Source organism: Salinimicrobium aquimaris, from assembly GCF_035607535.1.
In the GTDB taxonomy this organism is placed as follows: Bacteria; Bacteroidota; Bacteroidia; order Flavobacteriales; family Flavobacteriaceae; genus Salinimicrobium.
The window spans coordinates 379,790-394,073 of record NZ_JAYDZX010000002.1 but is presented as its reverse complement, the minus strand read 5'-3'; the positions used below and the strand labels follow the sequence as shown (position 1 = coordinate 394,073).

Here is a 14,284-nt window from a genome sequence, read left to right as displayed (position 1 = left end):
TTAATAATCAATTAAAATTCTATTTCAAGATCATGTCATAATCTGAAGCAGTTTTTAAAACCTGCTGGATTATTTCCGGAGACACAGATTTTTCTGCAGCATTAGACTCACTCTCAGGAACTCCATACTTTTCAAAAAATTCCGAAAAACCTTTAGGGCTATGAATATTTACCCATTTACAAACTTTGTCTCCTGAATTCTTGAATGTATGCACCGTGTTTGGCGGAAGATCTACAGATTCTCCCTTCTTAATTGTTTTTCGGGAACCATTTATTATAAAATCCATTTCTCCCTCCAGAATATGAAAGGCTTCATGATATTTGGCATGACAATGTGGTGGTGGTCCTGGTACATTTGGCTGGGATTCTCCTATAGCTAAATCATAGTTTGCTGATAATTTTTGAGGAGATACTCTGTGTCCTAAAACCCAAACCTTATTTAAATTATCCATTTTATGAGATTTTTGTCTCGTAAATATATTTTTTAATTTTTAAATTTCAAAATTTTATAAGACATTTGTCTTATGAAAGAAAAATATTTAGGAACCGGACGGAGAAATCAAAAACTGTTAACTCGAGACAAAATTCTTGAAAGTGCTCAAGATTTAATGGGAAAGGGAGATGACTTTACTTTGGAAGACATTGCTAAAAAAGCTAAAATTTCCAGAGCTACAATTTACCGCTATTACTCAAGTGTGGAAATTTTGGCCGCAGAAGCCATTCTTGATCTCAACACTAAAAGTTCGGAGGAGATAATTCTAGAAGTTAAAGACCTGGAACTTAAAGAAGCAATCTTAGCTATTCAAGATTATTATAACAATCTCACTATAGATCATGAAGCCGGTTTTAGAAAATATATGAGCTTTGTATTAAATGCCGATAAAAGCAAGGAACTGCGTGGAGCTCGTAGAAAGAAAACTCTTTTGATGCTACTTCAGGAAAGAGTAAAAGATATGAATCCTGTTGAATTGGAAAATCTGGCCAATCTTGCTACTGTTCTAATGGGAATAGAACCTTTTATTGTAACAAAAGACGTTTGTCATCTCAACAATGAGCAATCTAAAGAAATTCTTAAATGGGGTATGGATAAGGTCTTGGAATCAGCTTTAAAAACAATATAAAAGTATTAAGAGGAGAAACTTTATCATGAATATTTATACATTAACATGGTTAATTCACCTCCCATTTACTATTAACACTGTAACTTCTTCATTTTAAACTGACAATCAACGGGGCCAAAAAATGCGATTTAGAAGATATCATTTTCGTAGCTCAAATTCTAGAACGGCATTCTTTGGTTTGAGGGTAATGAGTGGCTGAATTTCTATTTCTTCTTTTGCTCCCGAAATTTGGTAGCGGGAAACCAATTCGGCTATGCTCATGATCATTTCATACATAGCAAAATTGTTGCCAATACATTTGCGAGGGCCGGCGCCAAAAGGGAAATAATTTTCGTATTTGCCTTTTAGAAAACGTTCGGGCTTAAATTTTTCCGACTCTTCCCACAGGTCCGGATGGCGGTGAATCTCATAAATGGAAAATAGCAGGCTGGAACCTGCGGGATATGCCTTTCCTTCAAATTCATCATCTCTCAAATTTACCCTATCTATAAAATATGCCGGCGGATAAAGCCGCATAGCTTCTTCAACAACGCTTTGAGTATAGCGGCATTCCCTAAGAAATTCCATTAAATTCTCTGAATTCTCTTTTGCCGGTTTTACTTCTGAAAGGATCTTTTCCTGAACTTCGGGATTTCTTGCCAGAAGCTGGGTTGTAAAGGTAAGGGCATTGGAAGTAGTTTCATGGCCGGCCGTAAACAGGATGAGGATCTCATCTATAAGTTGTTCATGGCTCATTGTGTTACCGTCCTCATAACGGGCATCCAACAGCATATCGAGCAGGTCATCCTCTCTTTTTTTGCTTTGCTTCCGCTCTTCAATAATGCGGGTAAGGATCTCGCGGGCTTCGGTAGTTAGCGCCAGATGGTGTTTTATCTTACCCGTCCATGTGAAATACCAGCTCAAATAGGGTTGCCGTAATTCACGTACCAGCATTTTTTGAGCAGCCTCTGTGATATACTGCAACCTGTTGATCTCCCGCTGCCCCACCGCACTGCTAAAAAGCGATTTTACAACCGTCTGGAAAGCGAGGTCGTTAAAAACAGGGAAAATATCCATTGGGGCATTGGTCTTTAATTTGTTCAGCTCCTCAGAAATTGCCGCCTGAACTTTATCTAATAAACCTGCCAGTTGCTTCTTGTGAAAAGCCGGCTGAATGAGTTTACGCTGCTTTTTCCAGAGCTCCCCCTCGGCAGTAAGTAATCCGTGTCCCAGATATTTGGCCATATCTTTCGTTTGGATCTCGGACTTTTTATAGTTGCGCTGATTCTTCTGAAGCACATATTCGGCAAATGCCGAGTCACGCGAAAAGATGATCTCCCTTCCCATCCCCACATTCAGCAAAAAAGTATCCCCGTGCTTATCAAAATTCTGGTGGTGAAACGGCAAAGGATTTTTTAAAATGCCAAGGGCACTTTTGTAAAAATGCTTCCGGGAAACTTTGGGTATGCCGTGGGTCTTTTTCATGTGTTTATTTTACTCCCAAAGACCTCACAGGTTTCTGAAAGCTATTAAGTCTAAATGTCAGGTTTAAAACAATCCGCCCTGAATTCCACCTCTAATCCTTCCCAGGTGTTTGTAGGCAGCTTCGGTCACTTCCCGGCCGCGGGGGGTACGCTGTATGAATCCCTGCTGAATAAGAAAAGGCTCATAAACCTCTTCAATGGTCTCGGCGCTTTCGCTTACTGCAGTTGCCAGGGTAGTGATACCTACCGGTCCTCCCTTGAATTTATCAATAATGGTGGTGAGGATCTTATTGTCCATTTCATCCAGACCATGAGCATCTACATTAAGGGCTTTCAAACTATATTTTGCTATTTCAATATCGATTTTCCCATTGCCTTTAATCTGGGCAAAATCCCGCACCCTTCGTAAAAGGGCATTTGCAATACGGGGTGTTCCGCGGCTGCGACCGGCAATCTCAATAGCCGCTTCCATAGTAATGGGCACCTTGAGGATCTGCGCACTTCGCTGTACGATATCTGCAAGTAACTCGGTGGTGTAGTATTGGAGTCGGCTGGAGATTCCGAAGCGGGCACGCATAGGTGCGGTAAGTAATCCGCTACGGGTGGTTGCTCCAATAAGCGTAAAAGGGCTAAGGTTGATCTGCACCGATCTGGCATTGGGTCCGGTTTCGACCATGATGTCGATCTTATAGTCTTCCATTGCCGAATATAAATACTCCTCAACTATAGGACTAAGCCGATGGATCTCATCTATAAAGAGAACATCCCGCTCTTCCAGATTAGTGAGAAGTCCGGCAAGATCTCCCGGTTTATCTAACACGGGACCTGAAGTTACTTTGATATTTACCTGCAGCTCATTGGCAAGTATATGGGCTAAAGTAGTTTTTCCAAGCCCGGGAGGGCCATGAAAAAGGGTGTGATCGAGTGCGTCACCTCTTTGGTTGGCTGCTTTTACAAAGACCTTAAGGTTATCAAGTACCTGATCCTGGCCGGCAAAATCATCAAACTCGAGAGGACGCAGGGCTCTCTCAATATCCATTTCTTCAGGAGAAAAGCTCTCCCCGGTGGGATCCAGGTTCTCATTCATAACATTCAGGTTTGGAAACAAAGATAAAAGAAAAAAGCCTTCTCATTAGATGAAAAGGCTTTGTACTATGGCGGTCAAAAAAAGCTTAATGATTGAGCTCTTCTTCCCCTTTTTGAAGCGGAACATTCTGTGGCGCAAAATCCTGTCCTGCGATCACATATTCTCCTTTTTCATTTGTTTTACTGTAGTCATACGCCCAACGGTACACGTGTGGGATCTCTCCAGGCCAGTTTCCGTGGATAGGCTCTACAGGAGTAGTCCATTCCAGGGAATTGGAATTCCATGGGTTTGCAGTAGCTTTCTTTCCTGCAAAGATGGAATGGATAAAGTTGTAAAGGAATACCAGCTGTACCAGTGCAGTGATGATCGCAAAAACAGTGATCAAAACGTTGATCTCCAAAAGGTCATCAAAGTAAGGGAATGCGGTGTTATCATAATATCGTCGCGGTAACCCTGCCATTCCCACAAAGTGCATTGGGAAGAAAACCCCGTAGGCACCTATGATGGTGATCCAGAAGTGGATGTACCCCAGGTTCTTGTTCATCATACGACCGAACATCTTGGGGAACCAGTGATAGATCCCTGCAAACATTCCGTAGAGAGCAGAAATACCCATTACAAGGTGGAAGTGAGCTACTACGAAATAGGTATCGTGTACGTTAATGTCCAAAGTACTATCCCCAAGAACGATCCCTGTTAAACCTCCGGTAATGAAAGTAGAAACGAATCCTATGGAGAACAGCATGGACGGGTTCATTTGCAGGTTTCCTTTCCAGATCGTCGTGATCCAGTTAAAGGCTTTTACTGCAGATGGAATAGCGATAAGAAGAGTTGTAAAGGTAAATACAGATCCAAGGAACGGGTTCATTCCTGATACGAACATGTGGTGCCCCCAAACGATGGTTGAAAGGAAGGCGATCCCCAGGATAGAAGCGATCATCGCACGGTATCCGAAAATGGGTTTTCTTGAGTTCGTTGCCAGGATCTCTGAAGCGATACCCATGGCCGGAAGAATTACAATGTAAACTTCAGGGTGACCAAGGAACCAGAAAAGGTGCTCGAACAGAATAGGCGAACCTCCCTGGTAGTGTAGCACTTCTCCTCCAATATAGATATCACTCAGGAAGAAAGATGTTCCAAAGCTTCGGTCCATGATCAACATCAAAGCTGCAGATAAAAGAACCGGAAAGGAAACCACCCCGATAATAGCAGTAACAAAAAGTGCCCAGATAGTCAATGGTAAACGGGTCATCGACATACCCTTGGTTCTTAGGTTGATCACTGTAACAATATAGTTAAGGGAACCTAACAAAGAAGAGGCGATAAAGATAGCCATAGACACAAGCCACAGCGTCATCCCTAGTCCTGAACCTCCAATGGCCTGTGGTAATGCACTAAGCGGCGGATAAATTGTCCACCCGGCAGATGCAGGTCCTGCCTCCACAAATAATGAACCTAACATGATCACACACGAGATGAAGAACAACCAGTATGAAAGCATGTTCATAAAGCCAGATGCCATATCCCTTGCTCCGATTTGAAGTGGGATCAAAAGGTTACTGAAAGTACCACTAAGCCCTTGCGTTAGTACAAAGAAAACCATGATGGTACCGTGAATAGTTACAAGAGCCAGATAGATCTCCTGACTCATCACTCCTCCCGGAGCCCATTTTCCAAGGAAGATCTCAAAGATCTTAAATGATTCGGCAGGCCAGGCAAGCTGCATACGGAAGAAAATGGACATTGCAATTCCAATGATCCCCATAAAGATCGCCGTAAAAAGGTATTGCTTTGCAATAACCTTGTGATCCATGCTGAATATATACTTCGTAAAGAAATTACCCTCATCATGGTGGTGATCATCATGAGCGTGTTCATTAACTGGTACGTGTCCTACTGCTGACATATTTCTTTATTCTTAACTTAATTAATTTTCTACCTGAACAATTTCTTCTCCACTTCTTTCCTTCACCATTTTTGCTGCCGTGGCAGATTCCATGGTTTCAGAATACTCCTTCTGCTCTGCGATCCAGGCATTGTATTCGGCTTCAGTCTCAACTACAACCTTCATTTGCATGTTGTAGTGAGCCACTCCGCAAATCTTGTTACACAAGAGGTAATACTCGAAGTTATCATAATCTGTAAGCGGTTCTTCACCCATTGCGATCAACTCCTCGCTTTTCGATCTTCTAATCTCATTTATACGGGCAACCTTATCTCTCATATATTCGGTCTCGTTGATAGCATCTGTTGTAACAGTTGGCGTAAAAGAGAACTGAGTGATCATCCCCGGAACCACATTCATTTGTGCTCTAAAATGCGGGAAATAAGCAGAATGCAGTACATCCTGAGATCTCATTTTAAAAAGGACCGGGCGGTTAACAGGAAGGTGAATTTCTGCAGTGATCACATCATCCATCGCATAAGGATCACTTTCATCAACTCCCATTGTGTTTGCACCTTCTATAAAGCGAACATTTGCTTTCCCAAGGACATTGTCCTTACCGGCATAACGTGCCTGCCAGCTAAACTGCTTGGCATACAGTTCGATCACAAGAGGGTCTTCCTCTTCCTCGATATCCATAATGTCACTCCAGGTGAACAACCCATAAATGATCAATCCTGCAAGTACGATTACGGGAATAATGGTCCAAACGAATTCAAGCTTATCGTTATCGGCAAAGAAAAGTGCTTTATTTCCCTTTTTACCTTTGTATTTGAAAGCAAAATAGTGAAGTAAGCCCTGCGTGATCACCTGCACGAACATGATCACAGCCATAGTGATCAACAGCAGGTTATCATATTCCACACCATGTTCTGAAGAGGCAGCAGGCAAAGCCCTGTCACCAAAAGTCCAGAAATTATATATCATGAAAATATAGAACGCGACCCCAAAGGCAAGCATCAGGTTCCCCTGCGTCCTGTTATCCTTGTCATTCGCGATCTCTGAAGTATCCGTAGTATCGGAAGTCCGGGACAATTGGAAGATCCTGGTAAGCTGCCAGATAGTTATCGCAAATAATGCTACTACTATTATGATTAAAAATACCGTCATTTTATAATTTCTCTTTAAACAATCTTTTAATAATGATAATGCTCACTTTCTTTCATGAAAGGATTGCGCTTCGCAAGTAGCGGGGCTTTGGTCAGGGAATTGAATACCACAAAAATAAATAATCCTCCAAAAAATGCCAGTGCACTGATCTCAGAAATCCCAATGAACCAGGATTCCCCTACTGTTGCAGGCATCACCATAACATAAACATCCAGATAATGACCCAATAGGATAATAATTCCTGTCATTACTACGAACCAGTTGACCCTTTTAAAGTCACTGTTCATTAGTAATAAGAGCGGGAAGATAAAGTTTAGAGCCACCATTCCAAAGAATACAAGCCCGTAATCTTCAATTCTCGCAACATAATAAGTCACCTCTTCGGGGATATTTGAGTACCAGATGAGCATGAACTGTGAGAACCACAGGTAAGTCCAGAAAATACTGATCCCGAACATGAACTTTGCCAGGTCATGAATATGGCTGTCATTTACAAATGGCAGATAATTTCTTGATTTTAGGTAGATGGTCACAAGTGCGATCACTGTGATCCCCGATACGAACATACTTGAGAATACATACCATCCAAAAAGGGTACTAAACCAGTGTGGATCAAGGCTCATGATCCAGTCCCAGGACATCATTGATTCAGTCACAATAAAGAAAACAAGGAATCCTGCTGAAAGTTTGAAATTCTTTTTATACCAGGTAATATCTGTCGCATCATCCTGTCTAAGGGAGTTCCTTCTAAGGAAGTAACGGAAGATGTTCCATCCGGCAATATAAATAAGCGCACGAATAAGGAAGAAAGGAACATTGAGATATCCGCTCTTGTTCTGAATAATCTCGTCGTGAGCAACAACTTCAGGATCCATCCATACAAACAAGTGGTTAAGGTGGAATCCTGAGAGCGCTAAAATGATAAATACTATTATACTTCCGGGAAGCAGGTAGGCAGTAATTCCCTCCATTACTCTAAAGAGAACAGGTGACCACCCGGCCTGTGCAGCAAATTGTACTGCGTAGAAGGCAAGTACTCCAAGTGCGATCATGAAAAAGAAGAACGCAGCAACATATAGAGCTGCCCATGGTTTATTCTGTAGTTGATGAAAAACATGTTCCAGGTGAACCATTTCGGCATCTTCGGCCATTTTATGCACTTCTTCATCTGTACGTTCTGTCTCTACCTGATGTTCTGATGGCACATAATCAAACCCGCGGGCATCATCCTCAAGTTCATCTTCAGTTTGACCGGTAAGCGGCATTTCAACAACTTCCCCGTGATCATCATGAGCGATCATTTCCCTTACCTCTTCGATAGACCCAGGCACGGCTATGAATCCATAGATCAAGCCCAAAAGCCCTGCCACCATAAGGATGATAGAAAACGTTTTTAATTTACTGGATAGCGTGTACATATTGTTTAATATCTAATGTGCTGTTATTCTTGGATTTCTTCAATTGGTTCTCCTTCAGGCTCATTCTGCTTCACTTCCATAGGTTGTTCAGCGTTCACAGGGGGCATCAGGTTTTCATCGGCGCTTTCAAATTCCATTTCAGGACCTCCTTCTAGATCATTCTTAAGCTTCATAACGTAATGGGTGATCGCCCAACGCTCTTCAATTGAAGTTTGTGATGCATAAGAACCCATGGCGTTAAGACCGTAGTATTGTACGTGATATACGCCACCTTCGGTAATAGCCCTTCCTACGTCATCATAACTCGGAATACCAAGGATCTTTTCTCTCTGTACCAAAATTCCTTTACCATCTCCCTTGTCTCCGTGACAAACAGCACAGTAAATAGTATAGAGTGCTTTACCCTGAGCCAGAACTTCTTCGGTATATGGAAGAGGATTCTCAAGCTCTGCTTTCGCTGTCGCAAAACCATCGGGCGAGTTCTCATACTCATAAGGTCTCCATCCCCTCGAAACCGTTCCTTCTACCGGAAGTTTTGCTTCCTGCTCATTAACAAATACTTCATATGCTCCATATGGTTCATAGCTTACCGTCTCGTACATATTCGGCATGTACTGGTAATTGGGTTTGGAGTTTTCCACACAGGAAACTGCACTCAATGCCAAAATGAAGAATATGGATGTCTTAAATAAACTTTTCATCGGGTTTATTTGTTATCTATTAATTTAATTTCAGAAGCACCGGTGTTGAATAAAAAGTCGGTTAGCTCCTCTGCATCATGATTCCCTACTCTAACTTCCATTAGAAAATGATCATCTGTAGTGCGGATATCAGGATTTTCAGCTTTTTTGAACGGCCACAATTTACTTCTCATAAAGAAGGTGAACACCATGAGGTGGGCAGCAAAAAATACCGTTAGCTCAAACATGATCGGAACAAAGGATGGCATGTTCTGAATAAAGCTGAAACTAGGCTTACCTCCAATGTCCATTGGCCAGTCTTCGATCATTATAAAGTTCATCATAGCCACTGCGACGGTCAATCCTACGAGCCCATACAGGAAAGAGGTGATCGCCAATCTTGTTGGGGCCAGTCCCATCGCTTTATCAAGGCCGTGTACGGGAAAAGGAGTATAGATTTCTCCAATACTGTAGCGGGCCTCCCTCACTTGTCTTACAGCCTGTAAAAGCAAGTCGTCATCTGTGTAAAGAGCGTGTATAACTTTAGATGCCATTCTTTTTACTTTTTTAGTTGGTTTGCCTGATCATTCCAATTTCCGCGATTATCGGCAGTAGGGAAATTGTCGATTACCCTGTCAAGCAATTTATAGTCTTCAACGGTAAGATTACTTACCTGATCATAAGTGTAGATGCCAACCTGGTGCAGCTTTTGCTCCATCACGGGACCAACACCATTAAGCTTTTGCAGGTCATCTGCAGACTGAGTTGCAGGATCAAAGACTCCAATTCTATGCAACATTTCATCGATCCTGTCCCTGTCAATTTCTGAAGTCGTCAAGCTCTCTGTATGAGTAGTAGGCTCATGTTCTTTCTTTTGATCGTATTCATCTCTCTTGATCCATCCGCCTTCAACATTTGAAACAGGCTCTCTCACGATGGTATTGGTATGATCTGCATGATCTCCATGCTCCTCTCTTAGTTTCTTGTAACGATCACCCGAAGATTTAAGGATCGTCTTAACTTCTGCCTGTGCAATCACCGGGAAGGTACGGGCGTAAAGAAGGAACAGAACAAAGAAGAATCCAATAGTTCCTATAAAGATCCCGATATCTACGAAAGTAGGTGAGAACATTGTCCAGGAAGATGGAAGGTAATCTCTGTGAAGAGAAGTTACAATGATCACAAAGCGCTCAAACCACATCCCGATATTAACCACAATTGAGATAAAGAAAGAGAACATGATACTTGTACGAAGTCTCTTGAACCACATGAACTGCGGAGAGAACACGTTACAGGTCATCATCGCCCAGTATGCCCATGCGTAAGGACCGGTAGCCCTGTTAAGGAAGGCATACTGTTCGTATTCTACTCCAGAGTACCAGGCCATGAACAGCTCGGTGATATACGCAACACCCACAATAGAACCTGTGATCATGATCACGATGTTCATAAGCTCGATGTGCTGAATTGTAATATAATCTTCAAGATGAGATACTTTCCTCATGATGATAAGCAAGGTGTTCACCATCGCAAACCCGGAGAAGATCGCCCCCGCAACAAAGTAAGGAGGGAAGATCGTGGTGTGCCATCCCGGAATTACCGAGGTAGCAAAGTCAAAGGATACAATAGTGTGTACAGAAAGTACAAGAGGAGTTGCTAAACCTGCCAGGACAAGTGACACCTCTTCAAAACGCTGCCAGTCTTTTGCACGTCCACTCCAGCCAAAACTCAGGATTCCATAAATGTGTTTCTGAAATGGCTTTATGGCTCGGTCCCGAATCATAGCAAAATCGGGTAAAAGACCTGTCCACCAGAATACAAGAGATACCGAAAGATAGGTGGAGATCGCAAATACGTCCCAAAGTAGCGGGGAGTTAAAGTTTACCCATAAAGAACCAAACTGGTTTGGAATAGGTAGTACCCAATATGCCAGCCATGGACGTCCCATGTGAATGATTGGGAACAGTCCTGCCTGAACTACCGAGAAGATCGTCATGGCCTCTGCAGAACGGTTAATTGCCATTCTCCATTTTTGACGGAAGAGCAATAGTACCGCGGAAATAAGGGTACCGGCGTGACCAATACCTACCCACCAAACAAAGTTAGTAATATCCCAGGCCCAACCAACGGTCCTGTTCAATCCCCAGGTACCAATTCCTGTAGAAACTGTATAGATGATACATCCTAATCCCCAAAGGAAAGCGACAAGAGCAATAGAGAACACAATCCACCATGATTTATTGGCCCGCCCTTCTACCGGTGCAGCAACATCGACCGTGACATCATGATAGGTCTTATCGCCAAGTACTAAAGGCTTTCGAATAGGTGCTTCGTAATGAGACATATGCTTTTTATAATTAATTCTTTAAATCTTTTATTATGCTTCAGATGTATTACGGACTTTGGTCTGGTACATCACATTTGGCTTGGTTCCAATGTATTCAAGTGCGTGATACATCCTTTCATCCTCACTTAAAGCCGCAATCCTGCTGTTTTCATCATTCACATCTCCAAATACAATTGCTCCCTTGTCACAAGCCGCAGAACATGCAGTCTGGAATTCTCCGTCTTCAATAGCCCTACCCTCACGTTTCGCATCGAGAATAGTCTTTTGAGTACGCTGTATACAGAAAGAACATTTTTCCATCACCCCTCTTGACCGCACTGTAACGTCCGGGTTAAGAACCATACGCCCAAGATCGTTGTTCATGTTGTAATCAAATTCATCGTTCTTGTTATAAAGGAACCAGTTGAACCTTCTTACTTTATAAGGACAGTTGTTTGCACAATATCTTGTACCCACACATCTGTTATAGATCATTTGGTTTTGTCCCTGGCGCCCGTGCATAGTTGCAGCAACAGGACATACCGTTTCACAAGGCGCGTGGTTACAATGCTGACAAAGCATTGGCTGGAACACCACCTGTGGATTATCTGAAGCCATTTCCATTTCTCCAAATTGAGAAAGTGCATCTCCAAGGCCACTCATGTTCTCCTTCTTCTCCACATCCTGCTCGAAAGTATCTTCAGAAGAATAGTAACGGTCGATACGTAACCAGTGCATATCGCGATACTTTCTCACTTCTTCCTTACCTACTACAGGCACGTTGTTCTCTGCGTGACAAGCGATCACACAAGCTCCACACCCGGTACAGGCATTTAGATCAATAGACATCTTGAAATGATGACCCACAGAACGGTCGAATCCATCCCAAAGATCAACATCGGGCGAGGTCACAGGAGTTTCCACGTGATTAAGAGAAACTTCGGGCATCTTGTTCCACACATGAGAATCACGGGTATTGAAGATCTCCAGCGTAGTTTCCTTAATAATATCATTTCTACCCATAAGAGTAGTATGCAGCTGGAGACATGCGAATTCATGAACTCCTGCAGCTTTTTCTATAGTCACGTTCTGGAAGGACTTAAAATCCTTGTAAAGCGGGTAAGCATTTACTCCCACCTGCATTTCGCGTTGAATTCCTTCTATTTTACCGTATCCCAATGCAAGAGAAACAACTCCTCTGGCTTGTCCCGGCTGGATGAAAACAGGAACTTTCTCAAGCACCGTATCTCCAACTTTCAGGTTTACGTAATTTCCATTGAGGGCTCCGTTAGAAACGTGCTCATTCTCCAGACCAAGAGCTTCAGCATCAGCTCTGGAGATCTTAAGGTAATTATCCCATGATGCACGGGTAATAGGGTCTGGCAATTCCTGAAGCCACGGGTTGTTAGCTTGATTACCGGCTCCCATAGCAACCGAAGTATAAAGCTCCAGCTCCAATCCTTCTCCCGGTGCCGCAGAAAGATTTCTTACAGCAGTTCCCTCATCAAAGCTAACAGAGGTAGCAGTTTGTTCTGCTCCAACTTCAGCATTAAACGGAGAAGTACCTTCAAAGACACCATCATGAAGCGCATCAACCCATGAACTCGATCCCATGGATCCTTCCCAGGTTTGCTTCAGGTAATCTGCGTAGGTAGTATTATTGTCTGTCCATCTTAAAAGTACATCCTGGAACTGACTTGTATCGAAAAGAGGCCTGATGGTTGGTTGCATCAAACCGAACTTCTGTGTAGTAAATTCAATATCTCCCCAGCTCTCAAGATAATGAGGAGTTGCAGCAACATAATTTGAAAGCAGGGCCGTTTCATCATTTTTCATGCTGAAGGTGACCTTAAGATCAACTTTGTTCATTCCCTCAACAAATTCCCCGGCAAATGGCAGACTGTATGCAGGGTTAACACCAGCAATCAAAATAGCACCTACCTGCCCGGCGTTCATGTCGGCTACAAGCTGCTTCACTGCAGCAGTATTCCCCTGACGGAGCATTCTAGGAGAAGAGGTGTTCATAACACCACTTCCAAGACTTTCGTTAATTGCAAGAGCAAGCCCCTGTGCATCTACATCGGGAATTCCCGTAACAACCACAGCTCCACTTCCGGCTTTGCGCAGTTGCCTTGCCGCCTTAATAAGCGCATCGTCGATGTGCCCGGGCAGGTTACTTGTCGAAGAACCTCCGGTAACGTATCCGTGAAGTGCAGCCAGCGCAGCCTTCTGCTGAGAAAGCGTAAGAGTTATTCTTCTATCGGCATTAGCACCTGTTAGGGAAAAATTTGATTCAAATTGTATGTGGCGGGACATTTTGCCATTTTCCGGAATACGCCCTTTTGCATATCCGGCATCGTGACCACCACCTGCCCAGTCTCCAAGGAAATCTGCACCTATAGAAACAATTACTTCAGCTTTAGAAAAGTCATAGCTTGGAAGGGCTCTTCTGCCATAACGCGCACGGAAAGCTTCCAAAGCATCATCTTCAGAAACAGTATCATAGATCACATGACGAACATTTCCATACTTCTGAGAAAACTCGTTGATTAGTTTAGAAGTAGATGGACTGGCAAAAGTTTGTGTCAACAGTACTATTTCGCCATTTACGTTGTTCAGCTTCTCTTTTACCTCCCGGTCGAATTGCTCCCAGGAAACAACTTCTCCATTGGCCATTGGCCTTTGAAGTCTTTTATTATCGTACAGGGAAAGAACAGATGCATGCACCCTGGCATTGGCACCGGTAGTTCCCATTGTGTTTTGTTCAATCTTTATTGGACGACCTTCACGCGTTTTAACAAGTACGCTTGAGAAGTCAAATCCATCAGCCATTGTAGTGGCGTAATAATTAGCCACCCCGGGTACGATCCTTTCGGGCTGCACCACGTAGGGAATAGACTTCATTACCGGCCCCTCACAGGCAGCCAGTGAAGCTGCTGCAGTACTAAAACCAACGTACTTTAAAAAGTCCCTTCTTGAAGTGGTCGAACTCTCAAGAGTCTCCTTGTTACCCAAAAACTCATCTGTAGGGATCTCTTCAACAAATTCCTTCTGGCTGTGCGTCTCAACAATTGAGCTGGATTCTTTCAGCTCTTCAACACTTTTCCAGTATTTCTTGTTTGATGACATATGATT

Annotated in this window: 11 protein-coding genes; 1 reads left to right on the top strand and 10 read right to left on the bottom strand. The window is 43.0% G+C overall.

All coding sequences use genetic code 11. From position 1 onward, the window contains the following. Window positions 1-19: 19 nt before the first annotated feature. Window positions 20-451, bottom strand: a complete 432-nt coding sequence (locus VR862_RS05645; RefSeq protein WP_324719990.1) for a cupin domain-containing protein — start codon at window positions 449-451, stop codon at window positions 20-22. Window positions 452-523: 72 nt separating this feature from the next. Here VR862_RS05645 and VR862_RS05640 point away from each other — a divergent pair, with 72 nt between their 5' ends. After that, window positions 524-1,120 (top strand): TetR/AcrR family transcriptional regulator, encoded by a 597-nt coding sequence (locus tag VR862_RS05640; protein WP_324719989.1) that lies wholly within the window; start codon window positions 524-526, stop codon window positions 1,118-1,120. 138 nt (window positions 1,121-1,258) lie between these two features. Here VR862_RS05640 and VR862_RS05635 read toward each other — a convergent pair whose 3' ends face one another. The 9 genes from VR862_RS05635 to VR862_RS05595 form a co-directional block, all read right to left on the bottom strand. Further along, window positions 1,259-2,584 carry a cytochrome P450 gene (locus VR862_RS05635; protein ID WP_324719988.1) on the bottom strand — a complete coding sequence of 442 codons (1,326 nt, stop codon included), beginning with the start codon at window positions 2,582-2,584 and terminating at the stop codon, window positions 1,259-1,261. Window positions 2,585-2,647: 63 nt separating this feature from the next. Further along, complete coding sequence (ruvB, locus tag VR862_RS05630) at window positions 2,648-3,670, bottom strand: Holliday junction branch migration DNA helicase RuvB (RefSeq protein WP_324719987.1); 1,023 nt, start codon at window positions 3,668-3,670, stop codon at window positions 2,648-2,650. Window positions 3,671-3,755: 85 nt separating this feature from the next. Beyond that, window positions 3,756-5,576 (bottom strand): cytochrome c oxidase subunit I, encoded by a 1,821-nt coding sequence (locus tag VR862_RS05625; RefSeq protein ID WP_324719986.1) that lies wholly within the window; start codon window positions 5,574-5,576, stop codon window positions 3,756-3,758. Between the two features lie 21 nt (window positions 5,577-5,597). After that, window positions 5,598-6,725 carry a cytochrome c oxidase subunit II gene (locus tag VR862_RS05620; protein ID WP_324719985.1) on the bottom strand — a complete coding sequence of 376 codons (1,128 nt, stop codon included), beginning with the start codon at window positions 6,723-6,725 and terminating at the stop codon, window positions 5,598-5,600. A 26-nt stretch (window positions 6,726-6,751) separates the two neighbouring features. Next, window positions 6,752-8,143, bottom strand: a complete 1,392-nt coding sequence (locus VR862_RS05615; protein ID WP_324719984.1) for a quinol:cytochrome C oxidoreductase — start codon at window positions 8,141-8,143, stop codon at window positions 6,752-6,754. Between the two features lie 23 nt (window positions 8,144-8,166). After that, window positions 8,167-8,844: a c-type cytochrome gene (locus tag VR862_RS05610; protein ID WP_324719983.1), complete on the bottom strand. Its 678-nt coding sequence runs from the start codon at window positions 8,842-8,844 to the stop codon at window positions 8,167-8,169. A 5-nt stretch (window positions 8,845-8,849) separates the two neighbouring features. Beyond that, window positions 8,850-9,377, bottom strand: coding sequence for a DUF3341 domain-containing protein (locus tag VR862_RS05605; RefSeq protein WP_324719982.1), 528 nt, complete (start codon window positions 9,375-9,377; stop codon window positions 8,850-8,852). Between the two features lie 5 nt (window positions 9,378-9,382). Then, window positions 9,383-11,167 carry an NrfD/PsrC family molybdoenzyme membrane anchor subunit gene (gene nrfD / locus VR862_RS05600; RefSeq protein WP_324719981.1) on the bottom strand — a complete coding sequence of 595 codons (1,785 nt, stop codon included), beginning with the start codon at window positions 11,165-11,167 and terminating at the stop codon, window positions 9,383-9,385. A 33-nt stretch (window positions 11,168-11,200) separates the two neighbouring features. Continuing rightward, the gene (locus VR862_RS05595; RefSeq protein WP_324719980.1) at window positions 11,201-14,278 is read right to left on the bottom strand and encodes a TAT-variant-translocated molybdopterin oxidoreductase; all 3,078 of its coding nucleotides are present in this window, start codon (window positions 14,276-14,278) and stop codon (window positions 11,201-11,203) included. Window positions 14,279-14,284: the final 6 nt, after the last annotated feature.

Coding starts and splice junctions, on each gene's coding strand:
- VR862_RS05640 (WP_324719989.1), top strand. CDS start 524: ATGAAAGAAAAATATTTAGGAACCGGACGGAGAAATCAAAAACTGTTA.
- ruvB (WP_324719987.1), bottom strand. CDS start 3,670: ATGAATGAGAACCTGGATCCCACCGGGGAGAGCTTTTCTCCTGAAGAA.
- nrfD (WP_324719981.1), bottom strand. CDS start 11,167: ATGTCTCATTACGAAGCACCTATTCGAAAGCCTTTAGTACTTGGCGAT.
- VR862_RS05610 (WP_324719983.1), bottom strand. CDS start 8,844: ATGAAAAGTTTATTTAAGACATCCATATTCTTCATTTTGGCATTGAGT.
- VR862_RS05635 (WP_324719988.1), bottom strand. CDS start 2,584: ATGAAAAAGACCCACGGCATACCCAAAGTTTCCCGGAAGCATTTTTAC.
- VR862_RS05605 (WP_324719982.1), bottom strand. CDS start 9,377: ATGGCATCTAAAGTTATACACGCTCTTTACACAGATGACGACTTGCTT.
- VR862_RS05620 (WP_324719985.1), bottom strand. CDS start 6,725: ATGACGGTATTTTTAATCATAATAGTAGTAGCATTATTTGCGATAACT.
- VR862_RS05625 (WP_324719986.1), bottom strand. CDS start 5,576: ATGTCAGCAGTAGGACACGTACCAGTTAATGAACACGCTCATGATGAT.
- VR862_RS05615 (WP_324719984.1), bottom strand. CDS start 8,143: ATGTACACGCTATCCAGTAAATTAAAAACGTTTTCTATCATCCTTATG.
- VR862_RS05595 (WP_324719980.1), bottom strand. CDS start 14,278: ATGTCATCAAACAAGAAATACTGGAAAAGTGTTGAAGAGCTGAAAGAA.
- VR862_RS05645 (WP_324719990.1), bottom strand. CDS start 451: ATGGATAATTTAAATAAGGTTTGGGTTTTAGGACACAGAGTATCTCCT.